The organism is Streptomyces sp. M2CJ-2 (assembly GCF_016757295.1).
GTDB lineage: Bacteria > Actinomycetota > Actinomycetes > Streptomycetales > Streptomycetaceae > Streptomyces.
This window is the reverse complement of the sequence record NZ_JAESIF010000192.1, coordinates 1-2252: the sequence shown is the minus strand read 5'-3', so window position 1 is coordinate 2252 and position 2252 is coordinate 1. Positions and strand designations below refer to the sequence as shown.

Annotated in this window: 2 protein-coding genes; both read left to right on the top strand. The window is 68.0% G+C overall.

Going from position 1 to position 2252, the window contains the following annotated elements; genetic code table 11:
• On the top strand, nucleotides 1-268 hold a 268-nt coding region (locus JL475_RS41030; RefSeq protein WP_237409490.1), incomplete at its 5' end, for a hypothetical protein.
• Between the two features lie 349 nt (nucleotides 269-617).
• Entirely contained in the window at nucleotides 618-1403 is a 786-nt protein-coding gene (locus tag JL475_RS38645) for a hypothetical protein (protein ID WP_237409487.1), read from the top strand.
• Nucleotides 1404-2252: the final 849 nt, after the last annotated feature.

The following is a 2252-nucleotide window of genomic DNA, read 5'->3' as shown; positions in this document are numbered from 1 at the left end:
TCAGCGCAGTGGGCGGTCCAGCTCCGCGGCGAAGAAAGCCGAGGCGGACTTCAGGATGGCGTTGGCCCGGCGTAGCTCCTTTGAGGGCAAGGCGGGAGGTAGGCCATCAGCTTGGGAAGCCAAGGGCATCTCGGGCCTGTTCTGGCCTGACCTGCGGTGGAGCGGTGTCGGTGCCCAGTGGACGGTCGGCTGGTTCCCCGGAGTTCCCCGTGGTTCCCCGCAGGATCTGGCACGGGTCTGGCACGACCTCTTCGTCCCGAACCACTGACTGCACGGTCATTGCGGTCCGCAGCGCTGATACTGCGGTCATCAGGGGCCGTTGACGCTGTACCGCAACGCTGGGTCCTTGCTGCTACTTCGCTGCTGCCCCGAAGAAAGCACGACGGCTGTCGGCGGCCGGTTGGATCTCCCCGCCTCAGTTCTGAGCGCGGAATCTGGTGGGGCGCACCCACCACGACGTCTCCGGCTCGGATTCCGCGATCCGATCCCACCCCTCGAGGGCCCCATCGCGGCTGCGCTTGCTTGAATACGGAAGCCACTGTCTCTCCCGGACTGCCGTCCGACCTCGTGGTGTTCCCGCTTCCGGTTGATGAAAGCTGGGGCGGAGGAGGCAGACGATGACAACACGGGTGACGGGTACGACGTACAGCACGGGCAGGCTGCCGAGCGAGGGCCGTGCCGGTCGGCGGTCGCCGGGGCGGACGCGGTTCACGGGCGTGCTGCTGATCCTGCTGTCCCTGATATCGGCAGCAGCCTGCCACTGGGTGTTCGGCTGGTGGCTGCCCTCCGACAGCGAGCGCTACCGGGACTACCGTGCGGCCGAGCCGTGCTCCTCCCGTGCGATGGAGCGGGGGCGGACGGACTGCCTGAGTACCTGGCACCTCACCGTGGAGGAGACGGTGAACGGGAACGGCGGGAAGGGTTCCTCCTACAGGGCGACCCTGACGGACCAGGACTCCTGGCGGGGAACCGTGTCCTTCGGCGACCCCGGGCCGCTCCTGAAGCGGCTCGAGTCCGGCGACCGGGTCGAGGCCACCGCCTGGCGCCGCGACATCGTGGTGCTCAGCAAGGACGGTATACGGCAGAACACCTCGGAGGCGCCCCGTGACGAGCTCCAGATGACCGCTGCCATCGGCGTGCTCGCCGGGCTCTTCGCGGCTCAGGCCTTCGTGTTCGGCGCGGTGCGTCTGGTCAGGCCCTGTGGCTACGAGCCCTTCACCTGGAACCCGTACGGTAAGCGGCTGCTCCTCACCACCATCGCGGTCTGTTTCGGGGTGGGCCTGCCGGCGGTGTGGATCGGCATCCCGTGGTGGACCGTGCCCGCTGTCGCCGTACCCGTGGTGGTGTGCGCAGCGCGGCTGATGCGTCTTCGCCTGAGCCGCAGCGCCGAAAGCGGAGCCTAACGGCCTACCAGGCCCCTGCGCCGGGAACCTCCAGCCCACTCACCTGATCGCGAACTCGATCCCTGCTGCCCCGGCGCAGTGCTCGGCAAAGAATGCGGAGGACGACCTCGCCGTAGATACGGCCGTGCGCCGCCGCCGTGTACTGCGCCGTGTGTCTCACCCGGCTCAACGGCCGATAGCGCCCAGCCGCCGGAACGGCAACTGAGACCACGCACGTTGAAGGGCCCCACCGCTCGCGGTGGGGCCCTTCAACGTGCGTGGTCGGTGAGGCACTGGCGGAGGATACGAGATTCGAACTCGTGAGGGGCTGCACCCAGCACGCTTTCCAAACGTTCGTCCGGGGGTCCGTTCAGGTCTGCCACCGTTCTGACCTGCGAAGGGGAAAGCCGCAGAGCGCACTCCGGCCCCCGCTGAACGGGTAGCCCTCTGGCATTCGGGCTTGAGGGCGGCCCGCATCAGCGCCTCAAGGCGCTCGACCAGCTTCTCGTGCCGGCGCCGGGCCGGCTCGTCCTTGGCGGGCGTCCTGCACGGCTCCCCACCATCCGCGCACGGCATGTTTGCCGTATCTGCGCCGCAAGCGCAGGAGCCCTCCCGTCCGCTGGACGGAAGGGCCCCTGGCCTGGTGTTTCTCTGTGCCCCCGGCAGGATTCGAACCTGCGACACCCGCTTTAGGAGTTTTCCCTGGGCGGGGCTGTGACCTGCGGAAACAGCGGTCGCAGGGTGCCTGGCCTGAGAGAACGCCCCTCCGTAGTTCTCATGCGTTCACGTATTTTCCCCCGAGTTCATCAGTTGATGGGCACATGAATGGGTCCGGGGCGTCGTTGTCGCAGGTCAGCGCGATACGGCCTG